Genomic DNA, 26,718 nt, shown 5'->3' with positions numbered 1-26,718 from the left:
GGCCGAAACCGCCAGCGACCACGCGGATGCCGGTTATTCCAGCGAGCGGTTGCGGCTGTGGGATCGTGACGGCCGCCTGGTCATGGTGGGAATGCAGGCTGCCGCTATCTTCGGCTAAACCTGCCCGGTCCTCATACGTCGCTGAATTGCGGCGGACGTTTCTGCATTCCTGCCATCACCGCTTCCACCTGGTTCGGCTTGCGCATGATCGCGTCCTGCTCGTTACTCTCGGCCAGCAGGATCCCATCGGTGTCAGAATCATCCATGACGTCGAACAGGCGCTTTGCCGCTCTCACCGCCTCGGGATTGCGGTTGGCGATCTCCGTCGCAATCGCCTGAGCGCGGGAAAGCGGGTCTTCCTCCAGGAAGGTGGCCAGGCCGATCTCCAGCGCCTCTCGCCCGGTAAATTCGCGGTTGGTGTAGGTCAGCTCGCGCAGGACGTCCGTGCGAACGAGGCCGCGCCACAGCGCATAGCCGGCCATGTCCGGCACCAGCCCCCAGCGCATTTCCATGATTGCCATTCGGGTATCGGGATGGACGACCCGGATGTCCGCGCCGCTGGCAATCTGAAGTCCGCCACCGAAGCAGATGCCCTGCACCGCCGCGATGACCGGAACGGGGCATTTGCGCCATGTCATCGCGGCTTCCTGAGCGCGGTTCGCATTGCCATGAGTCCGCTCGGCGAGAGTGCGGGTCACATTCGAACCGCCAGCGGAGAAATTTGACAAGTCTAGGCCGGCGCAAAACGCGCGGCCCTCCCCCGCCAGCACCACGGCGCGCAGGCCCTTCAGGCTCCGCAAGCTGTCACCGACCTCGATAATGGCATCGAACATGGCGGGATCGAGCGCGTTGAGCTTGTCGAAGCGGTTCAGGCGGACCTGCGCCACGCCGTTTTCGTCAAGGTGCAGGGTAACGCGCTTGTCGGTCACTTCGATCTCCCGTTGGTAGGCGAAAAGAAAGTCAGCCCGCGCGCGAATTGGCGGCGGGGGTGTTGACGCCCATCTGCTGAAACCAGCGCTTCACGTTGCGCGCGGCCTGGCGCAGGCGCTGCTCGTTTTCCACCAGAGCGATACGCACGAAGCCTTCCCCGTCCTCGCCATATCCCACACCCGGCGCCACCGCGACCTCTGCGTGTTCCAGCATCTGCTTGGAGAATTCCAGGCTGCCCATGTGGGCCAATGCGGGCGGCAGTGGTGCCCAGGCAAACATGCTGGCGGGCGGCGGCGGGATGTCCCAGCCCGCGCGGCCGAATGTCTCCACCAGAATGTCTCGGCGCTTGTGATAGAGTTCGCGGTTCTTTGCCACGATGTCCTGCGGGCCGTTCAGCGCCGCGCAGGCGGCGGCCTGGATGGGTGTGAAGGCACCGTAGTCGAGATAGCTCTTCACCCGCGTCATGGCAGCGATCAAATCCCTGTTCCCCACCGCGAAGCCCATGCGCCAGCCGGCCATGGAGAATGTCTTCGACAATGAGGTGAATTCGATCGCCACATCCTTCGCACCCTTCACCTGCAGGATGGAGACCGTGGGATTGCCATCGTAATAGAGTTCCGAATAAGCGAGGTCGGAGATGATCAAGACCTTGTTTTCCCGCGCCCAGGAAACCAGCCGTTCGTAAAAGGCGAGGTCTACCGTTTCGGCCGTGGGATTGCTGGGATAATTCACCACCAGGATGCTGGGTCTTGGCACGGTAAAGCTCATCGCCTTTTCCAGACTGGCGAAATACCGCTCGTCAGGGGTCGTGGGCACGCTGCGGATCGTGGCGCCCGCAATGATGAAGCCGAAGGTGTGGATCGGATAGCTCGGGTTGGGCGCCAGCACCACATCGCCCGGCGCGGTGATCGCGGTGGCCAGGCTCGCCAGCCCCTCTTTCGATCCCATGGTGACGACGACTTCGCTTTCGGGATCGACGCTAACCCCGAAGCGCCGCTCGTAGTAATTGGCCTGAGCGCGGCGAAGGCCGGGAATCCCCTTGGACTGCGAATAGCCGTGCGCGTCGGGCTTACGCGCAACCTCGCAAAGTTTGTCGATCACGTGCGGAGGAGGGGGCAGGTCCGGATTGCCCATCCCCAGATCGATGATGTCGCGTCCGCTCTGGCGCGCCGCGTGACGCAACGCGTTAACCTCCGCGATGACATAGGGGGGCAGGCGTTTGATGCGGTAGAATTCTTGCGACATGATGGGTCCGTTGGGCGCGTAAGGTCTTCGCCAATGTGAAGCAATCGGCAGATAGGCGCAATCGCGTTCGCCCGATCGTGCAACCCTTGCGGTGGGTTCTGCATTGGTAGGGACGGAGAGACATGCCCGATGGAGGCCCGATGACAGACGACAAACACTCCCCCGATCCCTTAACCAGCCTTTACGAAGGCCCTGCGCAGATGATGAAAGCGTTCTTCGGGCCGGTGAACGCATTGCCGGGCGCGGGAGCGCTGACGCCGGCGGAAATGCAGCACTGGACCCAGGTGGGCACACGGCTGCAGACCCTGTGGCTGGAATATACCGCCGAACAGGCCGCCAATCCGCACAACGCCATGGCCTTCATGGATCCTTCGCGTTGGATGGCGCTCGCGGAAAGCTGGTACCGGCAGATGCCCCTCGCCGATCCCGACAAGCAGAAGGCGATGTGGGACGAAGGCCTGGAATTGTGGCAGAGTGTGCTCGGCAGTTTCGGCATGGGCCCGATGGCAGGCGATGGCACGATGCCGCGCCAGGACAAACGCTTTGCCGATGAACGCTGGCGTGCCCACCCGGCCTTTGCGCTGATCCACCAGAGCTATCTGATGGTCTGCGAGCGCATGGAGGAGATGGTCGAGAATATGGACCATCTTCCCGATGCGCAGCGGGAAAAGCTGCGCTTCGCCACCAAGTCCGTGACAGAAGCGTTCAGCCCTTCGAATTTCCCGCTCACCAATCCCGTCGTGCTGGAACGCACGATCGAGAGCCGCGGTGAAAATCTGATCAAGGGCATGGAGCATTTGCTCGCCGATCTAAGGAAGGGGCAACTTACCCATACCGACGAGAGCCAGTTCGCCCTTGGCGAAAGCATTGCAGCCACGCCGGGGAAAGTCGTGTTCGAGACTCCCCTGTTCCAGTTGATCCAGTATTCGCCCACCACCGAAGAGGTGTTCGAGACGCCGCTGGTCATCTTCCCGCCGTGGATCAACCGCTTCTACATCCTGGATCTCAATCCCAAGAAGAGCTTCGTGCGCTGGGCTGTGGAACAGGGCGTCACCGTGTTCATGGTGAGCTGGAAATCCGCCGATGCCAGCATGAAGGATGTGGTCTGGGACGATTACGTGCGCGCCCAGTTCGCCGCCATCGACCATATTCGTGAGCGGCTCGACGTACCCAGCGTCAACACCATCGGCTATTGTGTATCGGGGACGACGCTGGCCGCATCGCTGTCGGTGCTGGCGGAGCGGGGCGAGGCGGACAAGGTCAACAGCGCCACCTTTTTCACCGCGCAGGTCGATTTCGAGGAAGCGGGCGACTTGCTCAATTTCGTAGACGATTCGCAACTTGCGACCCTGGAAACGCTCACGCCGGAAGGGTATCTGGACGGTCGCTACATGGCCGCGACGTTCAACCTCCTGCGCGGGACAGACCTGATCTGGAATTATGTGGTCAACAACTACATGCTGGGCGAAGATTATCCGGCATTCGACCTGCTGTACTGGAACGGCGATACGACCAATCTGCCCGCCAAATGGCACCAGTCCTATCTGCGCGATCTCTACCGCGACAATCGGCTGGTGAAGCCGGGGGACCTGAGCGTGGACGGGACGGCGATCGATCTGACCCGGGTACAGACCCCCTGCTATATCCAGGCGGGGCGTGAGGACCATATCGCTCCTCCACGCAGCGTCTGGCGCCTTACCGATCATTTCCGGGGCCCCGTTCGCTTCGTCTTGGCGGGATCGGGGCACATCGCCGGGGTGGTCAATCCCCCGGACGCCAACAAGTACCAGTATTGGCTCAACGACAAGAACTCGCGTAACTTCGACGAATTCGTCGCCGGGGCCGAAGAGCACCAGGGAAGCTGGTGGCCGGACTGGATCGCATGGCTTGAGGAACAGTCGCCCAAGCGCGTGACCGCCAAGGGAAAACGCAAGCCCGGCGGACGCGGAGACGACGTGATCGAGGATGCCCCCGGACGCTACGTTAAATCAGCCTGACCACGGCCAATCCCGCAGCATTGTGCGCTGCACAAAAAAGACTTGAACCTCACTTTGCGCTGCACTATATTGTGCAGTGCAACAAAGTGAGGTTTCCATGGCTGACAGCCAGAGCAAGATCGACTCCGTCGCGGAAATGGCAATTGCCGACGCCGCCGCAAAAAAGACTGCCGAACAGGCGACCCCCGAGCCTGTCGCGAGTGAAAAGTCCGCTTCGGCCGTAGATACCGATGCGGTGGCCAAAGCCGTCGCTGACGAGCCCGCAGCCGCGAAACAGGCGGATGTTGTGAAGAAGATCGCGGGTCGCAAACCGGCGGTGATGAAGTCGGCTGCCGCGAAGCCGGTAACCAGGAAGGCCGTCTCCAAGAAGGCATCCAAGGTTCCGGGCAAGCCGTCCATCGCGGCGAAGAAGTCCAAACCTGCCCCCACTATTTCCCAATTGAAGGACAAGATCATGGCTACCACGAACACCGATTTCACGGCGAAGCTCAAGGATGGCGCCGCCGACATGCAGACCCGCCTGAAGACCGCCTATGACAAGGGCACCGAGATGACGAAGGACGTCACCGAGTTCCACAAGAACAATCTCGAAGCCATGGTGGAATCTGGGAAGGTTCTCGCCGCCGGCATGCAGGACATGGGCCGCACTGCTCTCGAGACTGTCAAGTCGGACGCCGAAGTCGTGACCGAAGACGTGAAGAAAATGGCTTCTGTGAAGAACCCGACCGAGCTGTTCCAGCTTCAAGGCGAAATCGCCCGCCGCAATCTGGATACCATGGTTTCGCGTGCTTCGAAGAGCGCCGAAGCATGGATGAAGCTGGCCAACGAATCGTTCGCGCCGCTTTCCAGCCGCGCCAGCGTCGCGATGGATCGCATCAAGACCGCAGCCTGACACCATCAGGATCAGGGTCCGAAACGAAAGGGCCGGGGCGCAGAAATGCGGCCCGGCCCTTTTTCATGCGCGCTTGCGGCTCATGTGGCGCTCTCACGCCTTGCGCCTGCGCGCCGCGATACGATATTACCGCCTGTGATGCAGTTTAACCGCCCTTCGAACAAGGCAGCCTGCCCGCCGGTACGCGGTGCTGGCGAGCCTCCGTTGAACAACGACGACGATGCTCAGATCGGCATCGCCACCAAGACTCGCGCCAAGCCCAAGAAGCCGAGCCAGTACAAGGTCCTGCTGCTGAACGACGATTACACGCCGATGGAATTCGTGGTTATGGTCCTGAAGCGCTTTTTCAGAATGGACCTGGAGGAAGCGACAAGGGTGATGCTTCACGTGCACCAAAGGGGCGTGGGGGTCTGCGGCATTTTTCCTTATGAAGTGGCCGAAACCAAGGTGAACCAGGTCATGGATTTCGCTCGGCAGAACCAGCACCCGCTTCAATGCACGCTGGAGAAGGCTTGAGCGACAGACCGAGGAAAGGTCTGTCCTATCCGATCGAGCGGCGCTAGGCGGGAACGATGATGGATCAGCCTGCCCCCGATGTTCTCCGGACGGCGTGCATGGTGGAAGTTGACGCCGAGCGGCTGCCTTCGGTCTTACGGCGCTCAATACGAAGCGAAAGTGCAACTGAGCCAAATTTCTTAAAAGCGGTGCTTCGGGGTCGACCCAAGGGCGCTCGGATAATCGCGGGATGAGCCGGTTTTTCCCCGCCATCGATCGTTATATCGCCCGTCTGGTGATCATGCCGACGCTTGCGGTCTTTGCGTTGGCGACCAGCCTGCTGGTGCTGGACCAGTTGCAGCGCTTGCTCAATTTCGTCGCAGTTCAGGGCGGGCCGCCCGGCGTCGTCATCAAGATGCTCGCCGCGCTGATGCCCGAATATACCAGCCTTTCCATACCGCTCGGCCTGCTCTTGGGCATTCTGCTTGCATTCCGGAAACTGGCAACGAGCAGCGAACTGGACGTTATGCGCGCGGTCGGCTGGTCCTATGGCAGGCTGCTGCGCGTGCCCTACATCATCACGGCCCTTCTGATGGCGGCCAATCTGATGATCGTGTTCTATGTCCAGCCCGTGGCGCGGTACTGGTACGAAGAACTCGATTACGACCTCAAATCGGGTGCGCTGGGTGCGGCCATCCGGGTCGGCGAATTCAACACCATCGCGGATCGCGTGGCGCTGAAGATTGACGGTAGTGAAGATCGGGGTCGGGAACTCAACGGGATCTTTGCCCGAATCTCTACGGAAGACGGCCAGACCTTGTCCATTTCGGCCCGCAGGGGCACCTTCCTCGCGTCGCGGGACAATCCCGACACCATCATCCTGCGCCTGCTTGACGGCACCATCGTCCAGGATGGTAGCGGGTCCAGCCCGCGCGTCTTCACCTTCGCGCGGAACGACCTGCCCATCGATCTCCCACAAGTGGAAGAATTCCGAAAGCGCGGCGGCAAGGAGGCGGAGTACATCCTGCCCGAACTGCTGCGGGTGGGCTGGAACAGTAGCACGCCTGACGCGGAGCGCGATGCCAGCCAGGCCGCCTTCAACTTCCGCCTGGTCGAGGTCGTGATGATGGCTCTGATGCCGCTTCTGGCGGTCGCGCTGGCGATCCCGCCCAAACGATCCAGCAGCGCGCTCGGTGTGTTCGTATCGGTGGTGATGGTGGTCAGCTATCACAAGGTGAACGAATATGCGCAGGACGTGGCCTCGCTCGGTCGGGTCGATCCGTTTCTCGCCTTGTGGGTGCCCTTCTTGATCTTCGCCGCGCTCATTGCCTGGATGTACTGGCGCGTGGCCCATGTGCCGGGTGGCCAGGCCATCGGCGCGCTGGAAAGCTGGTTTGCGAAACTGTCCAAGCAGTTGGGCAAGCTGTTCGGCCGACGCAGGCGCAGCCGCGCCATGCAAGCGATGCCTGCCGAATAGCGCGAGACGCCAGCCATGAACCTCGATTTCCTGCCCTCGCGCACTCTTACGCTTTATCTCGCGAAGCTGTTCGTCGCGCGTATCGCGGCCGTTCTGGTGATGCTGGTGCTGGTGCTTTTGATGATGGATCTGCTCTCCCAGAGCGGGAAGATCCTGGAGGCGGGCAACGGGCAGCCGCAATTGCTTTATTACGCATCCCTGCGCATCCCGCAGCTTATCGCCCGGTTCCTGCCCTATGCAGTCCTGCTGGCGACTCTCATCACCCTGGTCACGCTCAACCAGAATTCTGAAGTGATCGCGATGAAGGCGGCGGGGCTCTCGGCGCATCAGGTTCTGGCGCCGCTGGTGTTGACGGCGGCGGTGATCAGCGCCGCCAGCTTCGCTTTCAACGAAGGCGTGGTCGCGCGGGCAACGGCAAGCCTGAAGGCGTGGCAGGCCGTCGATTATGGCCCCATCCCTCCCGAAAGCGATGTGAGGACCAATGTCTATGTCAGCACCGGGCCCGACATCATGTCCGCCGCCACCGTGCTGGGAACCGGCAATGCGATGCGCATGCGCGATGTCACATTCTATCGCCGCAGCCCCGAAGGCATGATCATCCAGCGCATCTCCGCTTCCACCGCGCGATATGCCAATCCGGGCTGGACCATGACTGACGCCAATATCTTCGAAGTGCAGGGCGCCACATCGCGCGACGTACCCAGCATAACGGTAGCGGAAAGCCTGGCACCGCAGCAGATCGAACTGGCCCGGGTCGATCCCGAAACGCAGGATTTTGGACGGCTCTCGGAATCGATCGACCGCTATCGGGACGCAGGCCGCAATGCCGACGAATTGCGCACGGTCTGGTGGCACAAGATGTCCGGTCCTCTTGCCGCCATTCTGATGCCGATCCTGGGTTCGATCGCCGCTTTCGGGCTGGCACGCTCAGGGCAGCTGTTCGTGCGCGCACTGATCGGCATGGCACTTGGCTTTGCGTATTTCGTGGTCGACAACGCCGCGCTGGCGATGGGCGGTTTCGGCGGATATCCGCCCTTCCTGGCCGCTTTCGCCCCTTTCCTGCTGTTCCTGCTGATCGGCGAGACCATGCTGATCCGCACAGAGGAATGATCGGCGCCGCTCATGCCAAGCCTGCCTTCGACCAGAACCGGAAGCGCGCCGAAGACTCGATAGCGATACCCCCGACCTGCCCAGCCAAGGAGACGATTATGCGCCATTTCGCCCTGCCCGTGTTTGCCGCACTGGCCCTTGCCGCCTGCGAAAGCGAACCCGCCGCGCCCCCCGCCGTGGCCGATCCACAAGCCGGGTCAATGGACATGTCCACCGTCGATACGCAAGGATCGGGCGAAGAAGTCGCAGCCTCCCCCATGCCACGGACCGAGCCCGGGATTACGGTGACCGATGGCAATGGAACAACTGTCACCACCGGACCCGGCGGCACCGCCACCATGACGGCGGAAGAGATCGACGCGCGTTTCGGTGTCGATGGTGTGAAGGTCGATACCACTCCAAACCGGTAGCCCCGCCCCGGTATATTCGCACCTAAGAGCGCCTGGCGCTGTCAGAGGCCCGTGCGGCGCCCCATTGTGCTGCGTGCGATCCTGGCCACCAGGACGCCCATTCCGGCATGGTTGGCGCCATGATAGGTAGAGGTCTCGCCGAGCGCACCCACGAGCCTGCGATGCGCCTCAGGCAGAGAGTGGTAGGGCATGGATGGCATCAGGTGATGCAGCGCGTGATAGCGCAGGCCCACCGGCGCCCAAAGCTCGGCTATGAAGCCCGGCGGGGGCACATTCACGCTGTCGAGGAATTGGGCCGTCACCGTCATCGGTTCGCCTTCGTTCTCCCACAAATGGGCGACCAGAGTGCGCAGTTGATTGACCACCGCAACGAAGGAAAACACCGCCAGCGCAACCAGAATGGGCTTCCACCCCAGCACGAAAACGCTGCCGATCAAAACCCACGACCAGACGAACCCGCCCAGTTCCTGCCAGAAGACCTTGTGCCGCAGATCGCTTTCCACCGGGCGCCGGCGGAAAGCAGGATTGATGGCCAGCGCGGAAAAACGCGACCAGGTGAGGCGCCGTATGGCCGGGATCATCGCCCCGAGCGGCACCAGGATGGCGAAGCGAAACAGCAGTGCCACGGGCGCCAGCAAGGCGATCAGCACGAACAGTGGGAGCGACCACGGCTTCATCAGCGCCAGCGGCAGATATTCCGGATCTTCCACCGTGCCATACTGCGTGCGCTTGTGATGGATGACATGTGCGCCTTCATACATGAACGAAGGCGTGAGCATCGGCACGCCGACCAGCACGTTCCAGATGGCAGCGAACCGCGCCATCGCGCCGCGCCGGAAGTGGGAAATCTCGTGAATGAACAGCAGGGCGCGATAAAGCGCCATCGCGGCCACCAGGCCGAGCAGCACAGCCAGCCAGGCAGGCTGCACCAGGATCGCGCCGGCCAGCGCAGCGTAGCCGACCAGCGCGGATACGATCATGTCAGGCCAGTAGATATCGGGGCGCGGTTCCGAGATGTCTTTCACCAGATCGCGGGCGGCCCGCAACATATCCTTGTCATCCGGGCTGCGCGTGCGCGATGGTGCCTCCGCTGTGGGGGAAGAGGTGCGCGCAAAGGCGGCGGCATCGATCGGTTCTTGCACGGTCATCATAGTAGGCTCGAAATCTGGTGGATCAATTCGGACGCGGCATCCTTGTCATGGATCAACTTGCCCGATCCGCTCGCGGCTTGACAAAATTCGCCATCGCCACACAGGGCTGGCCAAAGTCTGAACGAGGCCGACGGTGACTGAGCAGAATATAGAAATCAGGGAGGTTTCGGGCAAGGCCGGGCGCGCTGCCTTCGTCGACCTGGGGCGGACATTCGCCAGCAGAGAGCCACACAGCGTGCCGCAGCTTCGCTCCGAACAGCTCGAACTGCTGGACCCAGGCAAAAATCCCTTCTTCGGCCACGCCAAGGTGAAGCTGCTTGTCGCCTATCGCGAAGGCAAGCCGGTGGGGCGCATCACCGCGCATATCGACGAAATCGCCCTGGCGATGCCGGCGGAACAGGGCTTCGGACCGGGGACCGGGTTGTTCGGCTACTTCGATGCCGAGGACGAACAGGTTGCTCGCGCACTGCTTGGCGCGGCAGAAGATCAGCTCCGCGCCTGGGGCATGACCCGCGTGCTGGGGCCGATCTCGCTGTCGATCTGGGAGGAGCCCGGCCTTCTGGTGAAGGGGCAGGACCATCCCCCCACGATCATGATGGGCCACCATCCCGCACACTACGCTGGGTGGATCGAGAGGGCGGGCTACGCGCGCGCCAAGACGCTCCATACCTACGAACTCGATATCAGCCGGGAATTCCCGCCGCTCATCCAGCGCATCGTCGCCTCGGGCGAGCGCAGTTCCCGCATTTCGGTACGGTCGGTGGACAAGAGCCGCTGGAGCGAGGAGATCGAGACCGTCCTCGAAATCCTCAACGATGCCTGGTCCGACAACTGGGGATTCGTGCCCTTCACCCTCGCCGAGATCGCCTATGCGGGGAAGAAGATGAAGCCGCTCATCCGCCCGGAGCTCAACATGATCGCCGAACTGGAGGGTCGCCCGGTCGCCTTCATGATGGTGCTGCCCGATATCAACAAGATGCTGATGCAGACCGGCGGGAAGCTGTTCCCGTTCGGCTGGGTGCGGCTGCTTCGCTGGCTGCGCAAGCCATACGGCTCCGATATGCGCGTCCCGCTTATGGGTGTGCGCAAAGAGTTCCAGAGCTCGCGCCTTGCCAGCCAGCTTGCTTTCATGATGATCAGCCGCATCCGCGAAAACGCGCATGGCATGCTCGGTTCGAACCGTGGCGAGATCGGCTGGATTCTCGACGACAATCAGGGAATGGTCGCCATCGCCAACGCGATCGAAAGCACCATAAACCGGGAATACGCGATCTACGGCAAGTCGCTCTGAAAAAAGTGTGGTGCGCCGGACACAGCGCGCGCTCGGCGTGGCAGGCGGGGGAACCGAGGCTGCGAGCGCAGCGTTCAACTGTCCATGGCCCCACACCGCGGCCGCGGGTTCGAAATCGACGATGACAGCAGAGACCACAACCAAGACCGGCGAGGACAAGCTGCGGCTGCGCCGGGTTCTTGTCGTCGAGGACGATCCGGTTCTGGGTATCGCGACCGAGGAAACACTGCGCGATTGCGGCGTGAGCGAGGTGGAGGTCTGCGCCACGACAGACGGCGCGCTGGAGGCGCTCAGCCGCGATCCGCCGGATGCCGTCATTCTCGATGTCCATCTCGCCGATCGCGACGATGGCTGGGCTATCGCCGAATTGATCGAAACACTGGGGGCCAATCGGCCGGTCATCGTATTTTCGACCGGAACGCCCGACGCCATCCCCCCGCACATCGCCGAGCTGGGTAGCGTTCTTGAAAAGCCATACACGTCGAACCGCCTTATCGCGGCGCTGAGGGAACCGTGTCGCAAAGGTTTGCTCGCCCGCCTCAAGACGGCCCTGCGCTAGTCCTCGTACCACTGCAATCGCCAGCTCGGCGTGAGCGCCGATGCGGCCCCTCGCCCGCATGGAACGACCTTCCCTTCAAACCCTCAAGCGTTATCGCAAACGACCTCGTTGAAAAAAAGGCCTCCGTTCTCTTGAACGGAGGCCTTTCGGGATCGTATCACCAGCCGCTTGGACGGGAGGGGGGGTCTCGGCGGTGATACAGTCATAATCCGCCGCCACGCGACCGGTTCCCCTTGTCAAAAAAAATTTTTCGCGCCTCTTTGCCACCGCCAATATCTCGGTGGCCCGGCCATCAGATATAAGGGCGTGGGCGATCGACCTCGTCGCTTATCTGGGCGTAGCGCGCCGCCGCGTCCAGATCGGGTATCTCGATCCCGTTGGGCTTCCAGATTACCAGCTGTTCGCGCTCCAGCGCCTTGATCGTCCGATTGGTGTGAACCAGCGAAAGGCCGAGCATGTCGGAAATCTGCGCTTGGGTGATGGCCACCTCCAGACGATGGCGTCCGACCGCCGTGCAGGTGGCGACGGCACGTCTCAGCAGCCAGATCGCCAGATAAGCGACGCGCTCCTTCGCCGAGCGGCGGCCGAGGGCGACGAGATGCGCTTCCAGCGCCCTCTCCTCCTTGGCGGCGAGCCAGGTGATGTCGTAGCCGAGCGCTGGCCGCGCCGCGATCAAGTCGAAGAACTTTCCCGGATCAAAGGTGCACAACCGCGAAGGAAGCAGGGCCTCGACCGAATGGCTGGCGACACCATCGAACGCACCCTGCAATCCGATCAGGTCTCCGGGAAACATGAAGTTGACGATTTGCCGGCGGCCGTCGTCCAGGCTCTGATAGCGCATCAGCATTCCGCTCAGGACGGTAAAGAGGCCGCCGCCCTCGCTTCCCTGCTCGATAAGCTGTCCGCCACGGTCGATCGTTACCTCGCCGGTCTTGAAGGTTTCGAGCCAAGGCACCACGTCGGGGTCGTGCGGGCGCAACCCGGGGCACGCGCCCAGGGTGCATGCGTCGCACGGAATAGGTTTCGTCACTTCAATCATTGGCCCCCGTCTTTTCTAAGCTCGCGCCCCCTTTGACAAAAAGCCACCCACAGCGGACTTGTCAATCGGCGCCCGAACGTCTTGAGGGGAGGAACCAACCCACCCGGCCCGCGTTGAGGCTGCGATTTCAAGGAGGGGTTTATATCCATGTCGCTCGGTGAACAGATTGCCAAGAACCTGCCGTATTTGCGCCGTTATGCCCGCGCTCTGACAGGATCGCAGGCAACCGGTGACGCTTTCGTTCGCGCCACACTGGAAGCGGCACTGGCGGATGCGGAACTCAAGTCTTCGCTCGAAGGCGGGCGCGTCCCGCTTTACCGGGCCTTCAACAAGGTCTGGAGCAGTGCCTATCTCGAGGTGTCCGACGGCGATCTGCCGCCAGCTGTAGCGCGGGAGGACACCGCCAACGGTCGCCTGAAGGCGATTACTCCGCTGAACCGGCAGGCCTTGCTCCTTACCACGCTAGAGGATTTTTCCATGGATGAGGCAGGCGAGATCATGGGCGTCGAATCCAATGAGGTTCAGTCACTGGTTCAGGAAGCGGTCGAGGAAATCGATCGCGAAACCGCGACCAGCGTTCTTATCATCGAGGACGAGCCTCTCATTTCCATGCAACTGGAAGATCTGGTGCAGTCGCTGGGTCACGAGATTTGCGGCACCGCTGCGACGCGTACCCAGGCCCAGCAGGTCGTTGCTGAAAGGACGCCCGGCCTGGTACTGGCGGACATCCAGCTTGCCGACGGTTCATCCGGCCTGGACGCGGTGGAAGACATTCTGGCCATCGGATCGGTGCCGGTAATCTTCATTACCGCCTACCCTGAAAGGCTCCTGACCGGCGACCGGCCGGAGCCGACCTATCTCGTAACCAAGCCGTTCCAGGAACAGACCGTTCGCGCTGCGATCAGTCAGGCTCTCTTCTTCGGATCCAATCGCGCGGTGGGTTGAGGCTGGCCGCTAAGCGCCGGCAACTCGACCGCTCAGCAATTTTACCATCGCCGCGCGGCGTTACTTTCCGGTGACGCCGCGCGGTGTCGTTCTGAGCGCGAAATCGACGGGCTGGCGAACCGGGACCAGCAGGGTGCAGCGCACCCCTTCCGGCTTGAAGCTGAGGTCCACGGGATGCCGCAATTCGTGCGCCACGATCTTTTCGATCAGATCGGTGCCGAAGCCGCGCGGGCGGCGAGCGGGCACCTCCGGTCCGCCGCTTTCGATCCATTCGATCCTGGCAAGGTTCTTCTCTTCCATCGACCAGGACACCTCGACGCTTCCGTCGACGACGCTGAGCGCGCCGTATTTGGACGCGTTGGTGGCAAGTTCGTGAAGGGCAAGGCCGAGCGATAAGGCGTCGTTGGGTGCCAGTTCCACCGGCGGGCCCGACATAGTCAGGACCCCATCCTCCTGCTTGGTGTACGGGGCCAGCTCCGCAGCCACCACGGCGGATATCGGCGTGGTCCCCCATTCGGATTGCGTCAGCAGATCGTGCGTGGCCGAAAGAGCCCGGATTCGCCCGTCCAGCCCATCAGCGAATTCGTCGAGATTTGCGGCACGCCTGCGGGTGAGCGTGACAATGGAGAGCACATTGGCCAGCGTATTCTTCACGCGGTGGTTCAGCTCGCGGGTAAGCGAATTGCGGATCGAATTCTGTTCCGCGAACCAGGCGAGCGCACGCTGGTCTTCGACGATCTGCTTGGTGAGCAAGCGCGAAACGAGCATCAGAAGACTGGCGACCATCAGGCCGAGCAACAGGGTGACCATCGAGATAGGAGTCAACGACCCGCTCCGCAAAGCCCTGACGGACAGCGTCATCGGCCGGTTGGCCAGGCGCAATTCCTGCGTTGTTACGGAACCGAGCGACTCGCCGGGATCGACATCTGTGTTACCCGCCGATCCCATCAGCGTGTCGCTGCCCGCGGGCCCATCGTAAAGAGTGACCTGCATCCCCTCCGCGTCCACGACCTCGCTCGCGGCATCAAGAAAATCCTGCGCGTTGTACGGGCTGAAGACAAATCCCTTCAGGCGCCGCGTACCGCCACGATCGTCGAAGACCGGCATATACATGATAAAACCCGGTGCACTGCCATTGCCTTCCTGCACCAGCACGATCCGCCCGCTCGCCGTAGGACGCACATCCTTGACCGCCGCGTTCATCGCTTCGCGCCGGACCTCCTCCGAGCTCATGTCGAACCCGATGGCCAGCCGATTTCTCGCGGTATCGGGGCGAAGATACATGACGGGGGTAAGGATGCCGCTCGGATCGCCCGCGTCGGGCAAGGGTCTGACGGTGACCCGCCGGCCCAGTTCCTCGCTCAGCCGCGTCTCGAAGGAGGGAATTTGCGCAGGGGTGATCACCGGCGCCCAGCCTATACCCTCGGCCCCCCGGTAATCGGTATCGAGCCGCAGTTCGGTGACGAAGCGCCTGAACATCGGTTCCGCCACATCGTCCTGCAACGCGAATACCGCTGCGCCGGCCCGCAGGTAAGACGCGTTGATGGATGCCCGCCGCTCGAGCGCGGAGGATACCGCCAGCGCCACACGGGCGCGCTGCGAGGCACCGCGCTGCGCTTCCCCACGCTCGATCGCCACCACGCTCACGATCGTGATGGTCAGGATCAGAAGGAAGATGATGACAGGCGCGGCGCGTTGATGTTCTACCAGCAATCGGCGGGTGAACGGCTGGGCAGCGGTTGAATCGTCGGTCAGATAATCGGTTCCTGTTCTACCCGGCATCGGCGCCGTGCCAAAGTCCGCGACGCCGTGCGACCGTGCGGATCGAGGACATTAGGCGAATACGACTGCTCTCGGGAACAGAAGAACAGCCTCATCGTTCCCAAATCTCTTAGGGTTGCTAAATTCGTCGGCAGGATTGCGGACGCCGCGTGGGGGCATTATCCAAGGCTTATGACATCATCCATGAAGGACCAGGGTTCGGGCGGCCCCAAATCCCAAACAGAGCCACGCCCGTCCAAAAATCTGCCGGGCTGGACAGCCGGTTTGCGCCAGCTTTATGATGAAGTTGTCGAAGAAGATCTGCCGGACAGCTTCCGCGATCTTCTTTCCAAGCTCGACGACAAAGATAGCTGATGACCGAAACTAAGCGTACGGCCGCGGAAAAAGCCGACTTCAAGCGCGAGCTTGCGGCCGTGGTACCTCATCTGCGCGCCTTTGCGCGCGGCCTGTGCGGCCGGGCGGACATGGCCGACGACCTCGTACAGGAAGCACTTCTCAAGGCATGGGCGGCGCAGGAACGGTTCGAGCCCGGCACCAGCATGCGGGCGTGGACCTTCGTGATCCTGCGCAATGCCTATCTGACGGATATGCGTCGCAACCGCTTTCGCGGCGAATATGACGAAAACGTCGCGGAACGGATTCTCACAGCGCCCGCTGGGCAGGAAGAACCGATCCATCTCGCGGACCTGCATCGCGCGCTGCTGACTCTCCCGCCGGAGCGCCGGGAGGCGCTTCTGCTCGTGGGAGCCGGCGGCTTTTCCTACGAGGAAGCGGCAAACATCTGCGGATGTGCCGTCGGCACGATCAAGAGCCGCGTCGGCCGTGCGCGGGCCGCGCTCAATACCATGATGTCCGATGGTTCGATTCCGCAGCGCTCGCTCGATGACGATACCGCGCATCGGGCGATCCTCGAGGAACTGGAGGATGTAGCCGCCGGCAACGGCGTGGCGGCACGCGGCTAGAGATGGTCGGAGGGGGACGACATGACAGAGGTCGATGCTGACCCGGCGCCCACTGCCGAGCCGCGCAAACCGCGCCTGACATTCGCTCAGGAAGAACTGCGGCTGACCTCTGCGCTCGTGATGCTTCTGGGCATCGGGCTGTTCCTCGCGCTGCCCTTCGTGCTTTCGATCGGCTCGGTCGTTTTCCTGCCGCTCGCTTCGGCGCTGGTCCTTACGATCATACTCTCGCCCCTGGCGGACAGCCTTTCGCGAATAGGGCTGCCGAATACGCTCGCCTCGGCGGTCGCGCTGCTCATCATGTTCGGCGTCATTCTGCTGGCGCTGGCGCTTATCCTCACACCGGCCCTGGCCCTCATCGAGGGAATGCCGACCCTCATCGATGGAGTGGGCAAGCAATTCAGTGAGTTACAAGGTCAGTTCGCCTGGCTTTCCCAGCTTAACGAACGCATCGCGGCCATCAGCGGCGTGAGCGAGGATCGCGAGGTTGTGCTCGCCGAACCGAGCCTTCTCGAAACCGTCGCCTTCGCCACTCCGAGCGTGGTCGTCGAAATCATCGTCACTCTTCTGATGACCTTTTTCATGGTCGAGGCGCGTGTCCGCCTGAGGCAGAAGCTGTTGTTCGGACGCGCCAGCTTCGGTACCAGTATCAAGGCGGCGCGGGCGCTGCGCGAAGTGCAGGATCGGGTCGCAAGCTACATCCTCACCGTCGCGCTTATCAACGCGGGCGTTGGCATCCTCGTTGCGCTTGGTGCTTGGGCGTTTGGGCTGGCAGCCCCGATCATGTGGGGCGGCATTGCCATGCTGATGAACTTCGTTCCCTATATCGGACCGATGGTTACCACCGCCCTGCTCGCGGTGTTCGGATTGGGAACGCACGAAGATCTTCTGTTGGGACTGCTTCCGGCGGCCGCCTATCTGGGCTTGCATGCGGTCGAAGCCAACGTGGTCACCCCTGCCGTGCTGGGTAAGCGCTTCACTATGAACCCCGTCATGATCCTCATCGCGCTGAGCTACTTTACCTGGATCTGGGGCGTGCTGGGCGCGCTGCTGTCCGTGCCCATTCTGCTTACGCTCACCGCTCTCTTCGATCATCTCGGCCGCCCGAACGTGGTTGGCTTCATATTCGGCGAGCCTCTCTTCACTTACGATTTTGAAGAGCCCGACGAGACGCCAGAACTGGTGTGAGCTGCCAACAAGAAGGCCCGCCTCGCATCAAGCGGGACGGGCCGATATCTTTCGCGCTAGCGCGAACTTAGGCTGGATATTCCCAAGTCGTACCACGCGCCAGGTTTTCTGAAGCAAAGGCCCAGTTCAGCTTGTCGCCGGTCACAGCCTCCAGATATTTCGGACGCGCGTTCTGGTGATCGAGGTAGTAGGCGTGCTCCCACACATCGATCGTTAGCAGCGGGTTGAAGTCCTTGTCGGCGAGCGTGTCTCCATCGTGGGTTTCCTCGATCGAAAGCTCGCCATCCTTCTCGGCCAGCCACACCCAGCCGCTGGCAAAGTGCCCGGCGCCGCGTTCCTGCAGCTTCTTTTTCAACTCGTCGGTCGAACCGAACGCGGACTCGATCATGCTCTTGAGTTCGTCCGATGCAGTCGTTTCCGAACCCGCGAGCGAATGCCAGTAAAAGCCATGGTTCCAGCTCTGGGCCGCGTTGTTGAACAGGCCCTGATCGCTTCCGCGCGCTGCCTTGATCACCTCTTCAAGCGGCTTACCGTCGAGTTCCTTGCCCTCGATCGCCGCATTGGTCTTGTCGATATATGCCTTGTGGTGCTTGCCGTGGTGATAGCTCAGCGTTTCTGCCGAGATGGCAGGCGCCAGTGCGTCATCGTCATACGGCAGGTCGATAAGTTCGAAGGCCATGAATTACTCCCGTTGCTGAAGTTTGATTGTCACCACCCCAACGCATATCCGCGGCTAGGGTTGCATGTCCGGAGGGTTTTTGTCCGCTTTCCTGTCGACGACCGTCGTCACGGACACGTCCATGGTCACATTGGCGATGGTTCGCATGAGGTCCGGCAGCATTTCGACTGCTACCAGAAGAGCGAGCGGTTCGATCGGAATGCCCATGGCAAGCGCGATCGGGCCTACCGAAACCACGAAGCTGATCGTGCCGGGCAGGCTTACGGATCCCAGGGCGATGATGATGGCGACGGCGACGCCGGCCACCATCGCCCCTGGCGCGACCACGATGCCTGCCAGATGCGCGACATACATAACAACGGCGAGGTTCATGGCCGGGCTGGTCGCGCGGAAGATCGCCACCGACAGCGGCAGAACGAATTCCGCTGTTTCGTCGCGCACCTTCAATCGCCGCGCACTGTCCAGCATGGCGGGGAGGCTGGCGAGCGAACTTTGGGTCGAAAGCGCGACCGTTTGCGCGGGAATGATCGCGCGGGCGAACCGCCAGGGCGAAATGCCCCCCGCAAGCGAGGCAAGGAGATAGCCCCCCGCCATTATCAGCGACCCGGCCGCCACCACGATCAGAATGTAATGACCCAATGCCGCAAAGGCGGCGCCGCCGCTCGCTGCCCCAACGCCCAGCGCCAGGGCGAACACCCCGACGGGCGCGACCCACAGGACCCAGCCGATCACGATCAGCATGGCATTGGCCAGCCCGCGAAACAGACCGAGCAGGTCTTCCCTTTGCGAGGGCGGCAGTTTCGAAATGGCTATTGCGAGCGCCGCAAAGAAGATCGTCACCGGCAACATCGCATTCTCGGCAGCAGCAGCGACGATGTTGGGCGCGATTACGGATTCCACGAAGGCCGCCAGACCTGGCAACTCCTGCGCATCGCCGCCCACCAACAGCGCATCGGCAGCCGCCGCCGGAGCAGGAAAGAAGCTCAGAAGCCAAGGCGTGAACAGCACGCCGACCACGCCTGAAAAGACCAGAACCCCTGCCATCCATCCCAGCATGCGCCGGGCCGCGGCCCCGACCTTTGCTGCGAGCGCCAGCTTGACGATCCCCACCACCAGCAATCCCGCCACCAGCGGTACGATCGTGGCTTGCAGCCCACGGAGCCAGAGTCGCCCGAGCGGGTCGGTGATCGAGCGCACGGGCTCCAGGGCGGCACTGTCCGCGAGCAACAGACCGGCAAACAGGCCCGCCACAAGACCCGCCAATGTCCACGCGGCAGGAATGCGAACGGTGACCATCTGGTCGTCCGGGGTGAGTTGCGTCGCCATGACTCGGTGCGATAGCGCCTGTGCGAAACAACGCCAGCGCAAGTTGCGGTGGGCCGAGCGCCCCGAGCTAGTGACAATGCATGGCTCAGCGGCCATGGCCGTGTTGACAGTATTTCAGCAGCGACAGGTTCGAGATGTCTCGCAAATTCTTCGGCACCGACGGTATCCGCGGACGCACCAACGCGGACAAGATGACGGCCGCCATCGCGATGAAGGTGGGCCAGGCAGCGGGGGCGCATTTTTTGCGCGGCGACCATCGCCATCGCGTGGTGATCGGCAAGGATACGCGCCTGTCCGGCTACATGATGGAAAGCGCCTTGGTCGCAGGTTTCACCAGCGTGGGAATGGATGTCGTCATGACGGGGCCGCTGCCCACGCCGGCGATCGCGCTGCTGACACGGGAGCTGCGCGCCGACCTGGGCGTGATGATCAGCGCCAGCCACAATCCGTTCGAGGACAATGGGATCAAGCTGTTCGGGCCGGACGGTTTCAAGCTGTCTGACGATGACGAGCTGGCGATAGAAGCGCTGATGGGCGAGAAGACATCGCTGGTCGATGCGCCGCAGATTGGGCGCGCGCGGCGGATCGATGATGCGCCCGGGCGCTATATCCACGCCGTGAAGGGCTCCATCGGCAGCGATATTCGTTTCGACAAGCTGAAGGTCGTGCTCGATTGCGCGCACGGGGCGGCCTACGAGGTCGCGCCTGCCGCGATATGGGAACTCGGCGCCGAGCTGGTGACGATCGGCAATTCGCCTAACGGTACCAATATCAACGCCGGCGTCGGATCGACCTCGCTCGATGCCGTAAAGGAGAAGGTGCGTGAGACTGGCGCAGACATCGGGCTCGCGCTCGATGGTGACGCGGACCGGCTTATCGTGGTCAACGAGAAAGGCGAAACAGTCGATGGCGATCAGCTGATGGCGCTGATCGCCACGCGCTTGCAGCAGCGCGAGCGACTTCGGGGTGGCGGAATAGTGGCTACCGTCATGTCGAACCTGGGCCTGGAACGGTATTTGAACGGCCTCGGCCTCTCGCTCGAACGCACAAAGGTTGGTGACCGCTATGTCCTGGAGCGTATGCGCGAGGGCGGGTTCAATGTGGGGGGCGAACAGTCCGGGCACATGATACTCCTCGATCACGCGACCACGGGGGACGGTCTCGTCGCCGGGCTCAATGTCATGGCTGCGATGGTCAGGTCCGAGAGGCCAGTTAGCGAATTGACCAGCCTTTTCGAAAGGGTCCCCCAGTTGCTGAAGAACGTCCGGTACGAAGGCGCCACTCCGCTGGAGAACGGATCGGTGAAGACCGCAATCCGCGATGCCGAGGCTCAGCTTTCGGGCAAGGGCAGGCTGGTGATCAGGCCATCCGGCACCGAGCCGGTGATCCGGGTGATGGCCGAAGGCGACGATGCGAGCGAGATCGAGCAGATCGTGGATTCAATCTGCGAAGCGGTGAAGGCCGCGTCCTGATGCTGGAGATGCGCCCCAATTGCGAGCGCTGCGGTGCCGATCTTCCGGCAGAGGTCCCCGGCGCTTTCATATGCAGTTTCGAATGCACCTTCTGCGCGGCATGCGCGGATGGCTCGACGATCTATGCCCCAACTGCGGCGGGGAGATGATGGACAGGCCGGTGCGATCGGCAAATCTCCTCGAGAAATACCCCGCGGCTACGGACCGCCGATTTCAATGATGAACCCACCGCCCCGCATCCTCGCCATCGCCGGGTCCGACAGCTCGGGCGGGGCCGGCATTCAGGCCGATCTGAAAACTATCGCGATGTTGGGCGGCTACGGGATGACCGCCATTACGGCAATCACGGCTCAGAACACGCTCGGCGTGCAGGCGGTCGAAATGCTGGGTGAGGATATGGTCATCGCCCAGATCGAAAGCTGCCTCGTCGACATCGGTAGCGACGGCGTGAAAATCGGAATGCTCGGTTCGGCAAAAACGGCTCGATCGGTAGCCGGGCGCCTCGCCGAATGTGGCAGCCCTATCGTGTTCGATCCTGTCATGATCGCGACCAGCGGTGCGACGCTGGCCGATGCCGACACAATCGCGGCCTTCACCGAGCTCATGGATATCGCTGCTCTGGTCACCCCCAATCTACCCGAACTGGCAGCGCTGACCGGAATGCCGCTCGGCAGCGTGGAAGAGATCGGCGCGGCTGCGAACGAGCTGGCGGAGAGACACGATGTCGCCGTGCTGGCGAAGGGCGGCCACGGCGAGGGTGCCCGCGTGACCGATATCCTCCTGGTACCGGGCGGAGAGGCCATCGTTTTCGACGACGTCCGCCTGCCGGGCGGCCACACGCACGGGACCGGCTGCACCCTGTCGTCGGCCATCGCGACGCTTCTGGGCCACGGACAGCCGCTGCCTAACGCTGTACGGCTGGCCCGCCGGTTCGTGCGTGCGGCGATCGAGAATGCGCCGGGATTCGGGAACGGCAACGGCCCCCTGGGGCATCAGGCCGTCAGGAACCCGGCCTAACGTTCGATGTCGTAGAAACGGGCTATATGGTCCCAGGCTTCTTCGGCCGTCTCGACCCAGGTGAACAGTTCGATGTCTCTGGCGCTGATCGTGCCTTCCTCGACGAACGCATCCCAGTTGATGACGCGCGTCCAGAAATCTTTTCCGAACAGGAGGATGGGCATAGGCTTCATCTTGCCGGTCTGGATCAGTGTCAACAGTTCGAAGAACTCGTCAAAGGTGCCGAAGCCACCCGGAAAGACGGCGACGGCCTTTGCGCGCAGCAGGAAATGCATCTTGCGCAACGCGAAATAGTGGAACTGGAAGCTCAGATAAGGCGTCACGTAGGGGTTCGGCGCCTGCTCATGCGGCAGGACGATGTTGAGACCGATCGATTCCGCCCCGGCATCGCTGGCCCCCTTGTTTGCGGCCTCCATGATAGAAGGCCCGCCACCCGACGTGATGACGAATTGGCGCTTGCCCTGCTCCACGATCGATTTCTCGCTGACCATGCGCGCCAGCTTGTACGCTTCGCCATAGTAGCGGGCCTTTTCGGCCAGTCGCTCCACGACCTTGCGGTCACCCTCGGGCAGATCCTTCGCGCCCTCCAGCGCTTTTTCCACCGCGTCGGGCGGGGGAATGCGCGCCGAACCGTACATCACGAGAGTGGACCCCACCCCCGCTTCATCGAGCAATAGCTGCGGTTTCAACAATTCCAGCTGGAAGCGTACCGGGCGAAGCTCTTCGCGGAGAAGGAAATCCTGATCCTGGAAGGCCAGCTTGTAAGCCGGATGGCGGGTTTGCGGCGTCTGCGGTGTCTGCTTCTCGGCAAAATCCACCTCCTCTTCCGCATGGTAGAATTTGCTGCTCTCGTCGTCTGGATTCATGGCGGCGGGGAGATAGGGGGCGGCGCGTCCTGCGGCAAGCCGGAAACCTTGCGGGCCTGAAAACGCTTGGATTCACGCGAAAGGGGAAATTGCATGGCCGCACGCGCTTATTGGCAGGGACAGATCAGACTGGCGCTGGTCTCCATTCCGGTCGAAATCTACTCCGCCACCAAGAGTGGAGCCGCCATCAGCTTCCGGCAGATCCACGAACCGAGCGGGAAGCGTATCTCTTACGAAAAGGTCGTTTCCGGTATCGGCCCCGTGGACCGCGACGATATCGTCAAGGGCTACGAGATCAGCAAGGGCAATTACGTTCTGCTTGACGAGGAGGAGATCGAAGCGGTCAAGATCGAGAGCAAGCGCACGCTCGAACTCGTCCAGTTCGTCGATGCGCACGAGATCGACCCGCTGTATTTCGAAAAGCCCTACTACGTCGCCCCGCAGGATGAACTGGCCGAGGAAGCCTTCGTCGTGCTGCGCGATGCCTTGCGCAAAGCGAAGAAGATCGGCCTAGGGCAATTATCGATGCGCGGAAGCGAGAAGCTGGTTGCCATAAAACCTTGTGGCAAAGGCCTGCTGCTGGAAACGCTGCGTTATGCGGACGAGGTGCGCAAAGGGCAGGCGTTCTTCAGCGATGTCGGGGACGAGAAACCGGCCAAGGAGCTGCTCGATCTGGCCGGTACACTCATAGAGCAGCGCAGCGCGCCTTTCGACGCGAGCGAGTTCTCCAACCGCTATGTCGATGCGCTGCGCAAACTGATCGACAAGAAAGCAAAGTCCAAGAACGGCAAGAAAATCATTGAGGATGTCGACGAGCCAGCGGGCGGCAGCGGGTCGAACGTCATCGACCTGATGGCAGCACTCAAGAAATCTGTCGGAGACGAGAAGACTCCTGCAAAGAAGTCCGGCGGCACGCGAAAAAAGAGCGCGTGATGGAACTCAACGCACCCACTCTGGCGGACTGGCTGGACATCGACTTGCTGACACGGCTCACGGTCGCCGCCGTTCTTGGACTTCTCTTGGGTCTCGAACGCGAGTTGCGGGGGCATGCTGCCGGCCTTCGGACCCACGGCATCATCTGCTTCTCCAGCGCGGCGATGGCGGTGGCTGCCATCGCATTGTACAACCAGTTGGGCAGCACTCGGATCGATCCTTTGCGCTTGTTCGAAGCGACCGGAGCGTTCGTAGGTATAGTGGGTGCGGGACTTGTCGTGTTTGCCAAGGGCGAAATCAAGAACGTTACCACTGCCGCCTATCTCTGGTTGACGGCAATAGTGGGCATCGCATGCGGTCTGGGCCAGTGGCCGCTGGTGACGGCGGCTGCGGCGATCGGCCTGGTTCTGCTGGTCGTCCTCGGAATTATCGAACGGCGGCTTTTCCCCAAAACGGAGGCGAATACGCGATGAGCCTGACCGACCCGCTTGCCGAATACAACGCCAAGCGCGACTTCAAGAAGACGGCGGAACCATCGGGCAAGCAGGAAGGCTCGGGCGGCGGCAATCTGTTCATTGTCCAGAAGCATGACGCAACCCGGCTGCACTGGGACCTGCGGCTGGAGGCGGACGGCGTTCTCAAGAGCTGGGCGGTGACCAAGGGCCCCTCCCCCGATCCGGACATCAAGCGGTTGGCTGTCCGCACCGAAGATCATCCGATGTCCTACGCCGAATTCGAAGGCACTATCCCCAAGGGCGAATATGGTGGCGGCACCGTCATGCTGTGGGATCGCGGCACGTGGGCGCCGGTGGAGGGCAAAAGCTGGAAAGATATCGCCAAGGGTCACCTTCATTTCACGCTTCAGGGTGAACGGATGAAGGGGCAATGGCTGTTGATAAGGCTGAAGAAAAAGCCGGGAGAGAAGCGGGAAAACTGGCTGCTGCGCAAGCTCGACGACGAGCATGTGGAGCCGGGCGATGCGTTGGTGGACCGCGAACTCACCAGCGTCCTTACCGGCAGATCAATGGCCGAAATCGCCGCGGACAAGAAGGGGCAATTCTCGCTCGAGGACAAGGCGGGCGATGCCTTTCTCGCGCAGATGGAGAAAGCGTCTGCACACAACGCGGCCAAGGGCAAAGCGAAGGGCAAGCGCGATGCCCCGTTGCCCAAGTTTCGCAAGCCGCAACTGGCCACTTTGGTCGACAGCGTGCCGGCAGGAAACCGCTGGATTCACGAAATAAAATTCGACGGTTATCGCGCGCTTATCGCAGCGCGGGGCTGCGAGGTGCGGGTCTATACCCGCAGCGGGAAGGACTGGACCGAAAAGTTTGCGCCGTTGGTCGAAGCGACCGCCGCGCTGGATCTGCCCAGTTGCCTGATCGACGGCGAAATCGTGGCAACCGACGCCAAGGGGAATCCCGATTTCTCGACGCTTCAGGCGGTACTGAAGCGTGGTCACGGGGCACAAAAGTCATCCGACAAGCTGGAGTTCCACGCCTTCGATCTTCTCGAACTGGCGGGCGAGGATCTGACGAAGCTTCCCAATATCGAGCGCAAGGAACGGCTTGAGGCCTTGCTGTCCCAGGCGCAAGCTCTCTTGTTCACGGCAGATCACGTGATCGGCGCCGGCGAGAAGCTGTTCAAGGCGATGTGCGATGCCGGGCAGGAAGGCATCATCTCCAAGACCATCGACGGCCGCTATTCCTCCAGCCGGAGCAAGAATTGGGTCAAGGTCAAATGCACCCGGCGGCAGGAATTCGTAATCATCGGCTGGAAGAAATCGAGCGCTAAGGGGCGCCCCTTCGCCAGCCTTCTGCTCGCCCTGAACGAAGGCGAGAAGCTGATGTACAAGGGCAATGTCGGGACCGGCTTCAGCGCCGACATGCTCGACGAGCTGGCGACGAAGATGCGATCTCTGGAGCGCAAGACCCCACCCGCAGAGGTCGACAAGACCAGTTCGCGCGGGGTCACCTGGCTGACGCCGAAACTGGTGGCGGAGATCGCCTTTGCCGAATTCACGGCCGACGGGAACGTGCGCCACGCCAGCTTTCTGGGCCTGCGAACGGACAAGACCGCAGCCGAAGTGGTCCCGGAAACCGTCGATCACTCGGTTGATCGCCAGCCCGACCCGGCCGTACAGGTCAAAGTCTCCAGCCGTGAACGTGTGGTATTCCCCGAAAGCGGACAGACCAAGGGCGAACTGGCCGATTACTACGAGGCCGTGGCGCCGCTGATGCTCCCCTTCGCCGCGCGCCGCCCCATCAGCCTCGTCCGCTGCCCGCAGGGGCGCGCCAAGAAATGCTTTTTCCAGAAACACGACAGCGGCAGTTTCGGCGACCATGTCCGTCACGTGCCGATCACCGAGAAAGACGGGGGCAGCGAGGATTATCTTTTTGTCGAGGATGCCGCCGGGCTGATCCAGTGCGTGCAGATGGGGACCATAGAATTTCACGGCTGGGGATCGCGAACGGACGATGTCGAGGCGCCGGAGCGGATGATCTTCGACCTCGATCCGGACGAGGGACTAGATTTTGAGGACGTGAAGTCCGCCGCTACCGATATCCGCGACCGGTTGGCCGATCTCGGGCTGGTCAGCTTCGCCATGCTGTCAGGGGGCAAGGGGGTGCATGTGGTGGTGCCGCTCGACACCGGCCATTCGTGGGACACGCACAAGGATTTCTCCCGCCGGTTCGCCGAAGCGCTGTCGCTGGCCGAACCCGACCGCTTCGTGGCCACCATGAGCAAGGCCAAGCGCAAGGGGAAGATCTTCATCGACTGGCTGCGGAACCAGCGCGGCAGCACCGCGGTGCTCCCTTACTCCGCCCGCGCCCGCGCCGGCGCGCCTGTGGCAGTGCCGATCGCCTGGGGCGAACTGAAGGACATGGCCGATGCCCACCCCTTCGATAAAATGCCGCTCGATGGCCGTTAAGTTCGATATTTACTTGAACACCGCGC

25 protein-coding genes and 2 pseudogenes are annotated in these 26,718 nt (G+C 62.1%); 19 read left to right on the top strand and 8 right to left on the bottom strand.

Annotated elements, in window-relative coordinates; translation table 11 throughout:
* Nucleotides 1-118, top strand: a pseudogene (locus ACFDTG_RS11405) (thioesterase family protein); the annotation flags it as partial.
* 13 nt (nucleotides 119-131) lie between these two features.
* Here the strand turns inward: ACFDTG_RS11405 and ACFDTG_RS11400 are convergent.
* The gene (locus ACFDTG_RS11400; RefSeq protein WP_375291166.1) at nucleotides 132-929 is read right to left on the bottom strand and encodes a crotonase/enoyl-CoA hydratase family protein; all 798 of its coding nucleotides are present in this window, start codon (nucleotides 927-929) and stop codon (nucleotides 132-134) included.
* Nucleotides 930-960: 31 nt separating this feature from the next.
* A complete protein-coding gene (locus ACFDTG_RS11395) occupies nucleotides 961-2,175 on the bottom strand; it encodes an LL-diaminopimelate aminotransferase (protein ID WP_375291165.1) in 1,215 nt (404 codons plus the stop codon).
* A gap of 140 nt (nucleotides 2,176-2,315) precedes the next feature.
* On the opposite strand from ACFDTG_RS11395, the gene ACFDTG_RS11390 reads away from it, so the two are divergent.
* The 6 genes from ACFDTG_RS11390 (at nucleotide 2,316) to ACFDTG_RS11365 (ending at nucleotide 8,556) form a co-directional block, all read left to right on the top strand.
* Nucleotides 2,316-4,172, top strand: coding sequence for a PHA/PHB synthase family protein (locus tag ACFDTG_RS11390; protein WP_375291164.1), 1,857 nt, complete (start codon nucleotides 2,316-2,318; stop codon nucleotides 4,170-4,172).
* Between the two features lie 97 nt (nucleotides 4,173-4,269).
* Nucleotides 4,270-5,064: a TIGR01841 family phasin gene (gene phaP / locus ACFDTG_RS11385; protein ID WP_375291163.1), complete on the top strand. Its 795-nt coding sequence runs from the start codon at nucleotides 4,270-4,272 to the stop codon at nucleotides 5,062-5,064.
* A 138-nt stretch (nucleotides 5,065-5,202) separates the two neighbouring features.
* Nucleotides 5,203-5,580: an ATP-dependent Clp protease adapter ClpS gene (gene clpS, locus ACFDTG_RS11380; RefSeq protein ID WP_375291162.1), complete on the top strand. Its 378-nt coding sequence runs from the start codon at nucleotides 5,203-5,205 to the stop codon at nucleotides 5,578-5,580.
* Between the two features lie 229 nt (nucleotides 5,581-5,809).
* Nucleotides 5,810-7,036, top strand: a complete 1,227-nt coding sequence (locus ACFDTG_RS11375) for an LptF/LptG family permease (protein WP_375291161.1) — start codon at nucleotides 5,810-5,812, stop codon at nucleotides 7,034-7,036.
* Between the two features lie 15 nt (nucleotides 7,037-7,051).
* Nucleotides 7,052-8,146, top strand: coding sequence for an LPS export ABC transporter permease LptG (lptG, locus tag ACFDTG_RS11370; protein WP_375291160.1), 1,095 nt, complete (start codon nucleotides 7,052-7,054; stop codon nucleotides 8,144-8,146).
* A gap of 98 nt (nucleotides 8,147-8,244) precedes the next feature.
* Nucleotides 8,245-8,556 (top strand): hypothetical protein, encoded by a 312-nt coding sequence (locus tag ACFDTG_RS11365; RefSeq protein ID WP_375291159.1) that lies wholly within the window; start codon nucleotides 8,245-8,247, stop codon nucleotides 8,554-8,556.
* A gap of 41 nt (nucleotides 8,557-8,597) precedes the next feature.
* Here the strand turns inward: ACFDTG_RS11365 and ACFDTG_RS11360 are convergent, their stop codons facing one another.
* On the bottom strand, nucleotides 8,598-9,704 hold the full coding sequence (locus ACFDTG_RS11360) for a fatty acid desaturase family protein (protein WP_375291168.1): 1,107 nt from the start codon (nucleotides 9,702-9,704) through the stop codon (nucleotides 8,598-8,600).
* 136 nt (nucleotides 9,705-9,840) lie between these two features.
* Here ACFDTG_RS11360 and ACFDTG_RS11355 point away from each other — a divergent pair, with 136 nt between their 5' ends.
* Together ACFDTG_RS11355 and ACFDTG_RS11350 are read left to right on the top strand one after the other, a co-directional pair.
* The gene (locus ACFDTG_RS11355) at nucleotides 9,841-10,998 is read left to right on the top strand and encodes an N-acetyltransferase (RefSeq protein ID WP_375291158.1); all 1,158 of its coding nucleotides are present in this window, start codon (nucleotides 9,841-9,843) and stop codon (nucleotides 10,996-10,998) included.
* A gap of 121 nt (nucleotides 10,999-11,119) precedes the next feature.
* On the top strand, nucleotides 11,120-11,557 hold the full coding sequence (locus ACFDTG_RS11350) for a response regulator (protein WP_375291157.1): 438 nt from the start codon (nucleotides 11,120-11,122) through the stop codon (nucleotides 11,555-11,557).
* Between the two features lie 292 nt (nucleotides 11,558-11,849).
* On the opposite strand, the gene ACFDTG_RS11345 is transcribed toward ACFDTG_RS11350, so the two are convergent.
* Complete coding sequence (locus ACFDTG_RS11345) at nucleotides 11,850-12,512, bottom strand: Crp/Fnr family transcriptional regulator (protein ID WP_375291156.1); 663 nt, start codon at nucleotides 12,510-12,512, stop codon at nucleotides 11,850-11,852.
* 231 nt (nucleotides 12,513-12,743) lie between these two features.
* On the opposite strand from ACFDTG_RS11345, the gene ACFDTG_RS11340 reads away from it, so the two are divergent.
* Complete coding sequence (locus ACFDTG_RS11340; protein WP_375291155.1) at nucleotides 12,744-13,541, top strand: response regulator; 798 nt, start codon at nucleotides 12,744-12,746, stop codon at nucleotides 13,539-13,541.
* Nucleotides 13,542-13,601: 60 nt separating this feature from the next.
* Here the strand turns inward: ACFDTG_RS11340 and ACFDTG_RS11335 are convergent, their stop codons facing one another.
* Entirely contained in the window at nucleotides 13,602-15,323 is a 1,722-nt protein-coding gene (locus ACFDTG_RS11335) for a CHASE domain-containing protein (RefSeq protein WP_375291154.1), read from the bottom strand.
* Between the two features lie 171 nt (nucleotides 15,324-15,494).
* Between ACFDTG_RS11335 and ACFDTG_RS11330 the strand changes: the two genes are divergently transcribed.
* The 3 genes from ACFDTG_RS11330 to ACFDTG_RS11320 are packed head-to-tail and all read left to right on the top strand — an operon-like array spanning nucleotide 15,495 to nucleotide 17,470.
* Nucleotides 15,495-15,677 carry a NepR family anti-sigma factor gene (locus ACFDTG_RS11330; RefSeq protein ID WP_375291153.1) on the top strand — a complete coding sequence of 61 codons (183 nt, stop codon included), beginning with the start codon at nucleotides 15,495-15,497 and terminating at the stop codon, nucleotides 15,675-15,677.
* Nucleotides 15,677-16,285 (top strand): sigma-70 family RNA polymerase sigma factor, encoded by a 609-nt coding sequence (locus ACFDTG_RS11325; RefSeq protein WP_375291152.1) that lies wholly within the window; start codon nucleotides 15,677-15,679, stop codon nucleotides 16,283-16,285. The genes ACFDTG_RS11330 and ACFDTG_RS11325 overlap by 1 nt, the downstream gene beginning before the upstream one ends.
* Before the next feature lie 21 nt (nucleotides 16,286-16,306).
* A complete protein-coding gene (locus ACFDTG_RS11320) occupies nucleotides 16,307-17,470 on the top strand; it encodes an AI-2E family transporter (RefSeq protein WP_375291151.1) in 1,164 nt (387 codons plus the stop codon).
* Nucleotides 17,471-17,537: 67 nt separating this feature from the next.
* Here the strand turns inward: ACFDTG_RS11320 and ACFDTG_RS11315 are convergent, their stop codons facing one another.
* Entirely contained in the window at nucleotides 17,538-18,149 is a 612-nt protein-coding gene (locus ACFDTG_RS11315; protein ID WP_375291150.1) for a superoxide dismutase, read from the bottom strand.
* Nucleotides 18,150-18,203: 54 nt separating this feature from the next.
* Complete coding sequence (locus tag ACFDTG_RS11310) at nucleotides 18,204-19,475, bottom strand: dicarboxylate/amino acid:cation symporter (protein WP_375291149.1); 1,272 nt, start codon at nucleotides 19,473-19,475, stop codon at nucleotides 18,204-18,206.
* A 134-nt stretch (nucleotides 19,476-19,609) separates the two neighbouring features.
* Here ACFDTG_RS11310 and glmM point away from each other — a divergent pair, with 134 nt between their 5' ends.
* The 3 genes and pseudogenes from glmM to thiD all read left to right on the top strand — a co-directional run bounded on the left by glmM (nucleotide 19,610) and on the right by thiD (nucleotide 21,964).
* Nucleotides 19,610-20,947, top strand: a complete 1,338-nt coding sequence (gene glmM, locus ACFDTG_RS11305; RefSeq protein ID WP_375291148.1) for a phosphoglucosamine mutase — start codon at nucleotides 19,610-19,612, stop codon at nucleotides 20,945-20,947.
* Nucleotides 20,947-21,167, top strand: a pseudogene (locus tag ACFDTG_RS11300) (DUF1272 domain-containing protein). The gene glmM and the pseudogene ACFDTG_RS11300 overlap by 1 nt, the downstream one beginning before the upstream one ends.
* The gene (gene thiD / locus ACFDTG_RS11295; protein ID WP_375291167.1) at nucleotides 21,167-21,964 is read left to right on the top strand and encodes a bifunctional hydroxymethylpyrimidine kinase/phosphomethylpyrimidine kinase; all 798 of its coding nucleotides are present in this window, start codon (nucleotides 21,167-21,169) and stop codon (nucleotides 21,962-21,964) included. Before ACFDTG_RS11300 ends, thiD begins: the two are co-directional and overlap by 1 nt.
* On the opposite strand, the gene ACFDTG_RS11290 is transcribed toward thiD, so the two are convergent.
* Complete coding sequence (locus ACFDTG_RS11290) at nucleotides 21,961-22,830, bottom strand: TIGR00730 family Rossman fold protein (protein WP_375291147.1); 870 nt, start codon at nucleotides 22,828-22,830, stop codon at nucleotides 21,961-21,963. The two genes, thiD and ACFDTG_RS11290, sit on opposite strands and share 4 nt — an antisense overlap.
* A gap of 93 nt (nucleotides 22,831-22,923) precedes the next feature.
* Here ACFDTG_RS11290 and ACFDTG_RS11285 point away from each other — a divergent pair, with 93 nt between their 5' ends.
* Genes ACFDTG_RS11285 through ligD form a run of 3 tightly spaced genes read left to right on the top strand, consistent with a single transcriptional unit; the run spans nucleotide 22,924 to nucleotide 26,692 of the window.
* On the top strand, nucleotides 22,924-23,763 hold the full coding sequence (locus ACFDTG_RS11285) for a Ku protein (protein ID WP_375291146.1): 840 nt from the start codon (nucleotides 22,924-22,926) through the stop codon (nucleotides 23,761-23,763).
* Nucleotides 23,763-24,236 carry an MgtC/SapB family protein gene (locus ACFDTG_RS11280; protein ID WP_375291145.1) on the top strand — a complete coding sequence of 158 codons (474 nt, stop codon included), beginning with the start codon at nucleotides 23,763-23,765 and terminating at the stop codon, nucleotides 24,234-24,236. The genes ACFDTG_RS11285 and ACFDTG_RS11280 overlap by 1 nt, the downstream gene beginning before the upstream one ends.
* Nucleotides 24,233-26,692, top strand: coding sequence for a DNA ligase D (gene ligD, locus ACFDTG_RS11275; protein ID WP_375291144.1), 2,460 nt, complete (start codon nucleotides 24,233-24,235; stop codon nucleotides 26,690-26,692). The genes ACFDTG_RS11280 and ligD overlap by 4 nt, the downstream gene beginning before the upstream one ends.
* The last annotated feature ends 26 nt before the right edge of the window (nucleotides 26,693-26,718 follow it).

The sequence above is a fragment of the Qipengyuania sp. genome (genome assembly GCF_042095715.1).
Classification (GTDB): Bacteria; Pseudomonadota; Alphaproteobacteria; order Sphingomonadales; family Sphingomonadaceae; genus Qipengyuania.
Note: the sequence above shows the minus strand (reverse complement) of the source record. Positions and strands in the feature narration are given on the sequence as shown.